Raw genomic sequence first — 508 nt, 5'->3', positions numbered from 1 at the left:
GTCATCCTGATGCTCAAGGCCAGCGCACTGGCAAGCACCGTAACCCTGCTGGAGTTGACCGGCATGGCCCGCACGATCATCGCCCGCACTTACTTGCCGGTAGAAATTTTCTTCGCCGCCGGTATGTTCTACCTCGTGATGACGTTCGTGCTGGTACAAGGCTTCCGCCTGCTGGAAAAGCTATTGCGTGTAGACGCAAGTCAGGGGCGCTGATATGAAGGGTGCTGGCGTCGACCCAGTCAGCACCTTGCCCCGCGAGGCCGCCACTATGCCCACTGAACCTTGCTTGCAGGATGAACACCTCGGCAGCCACTTTCGTGCGCTGGACAGCTTTCTGTTCGCGCATCAGGCCTTGTGGCGGCCCAAGCCGTTCATGCACCTGCGTCTGCCGTGGGAAGACAAATACCCGGACCTCGCAAACTGGCTGCGGCAACGCACGCTGGAACAGGCCGAGGCCGCGCATAACCACCCGGAACAACTCGACGCGCCGTTTCCGTTCCCGCAACTG

Annotated in this window: 2 pseudogenes; both read left to right on the top strand. The window is 60.8% G+C overall.

Features of this window, described 5'->3' with window-relative positions:
- A pseudogene (locus ALO43_RS14565) lies at positions 1-213 on the top strand (ABC transporter permease); the annotation flags it as partial.
- A 1-nt stretch (position 214) separates the two neighbouring features.
- Positions 215-508, top strand: a pseudogene (locus tag ALO43_RS14560) (SAM-dependent methyltransferase); the annotation flags it as partial.

Source organism: Pseudomonas tremae, assembly GCF_001401155.1.
Taxonomy (GTDB): Bacteria; Pseudomonadota; Gammaproteobacteria; order Pseudomonadales; family Pseudomonadaceae; genus Aquipseudomonas; species Aquipseudomonas tremae.
This window is presented reverse-complemented; position numbering and strand designations above follow the sequence as displayed.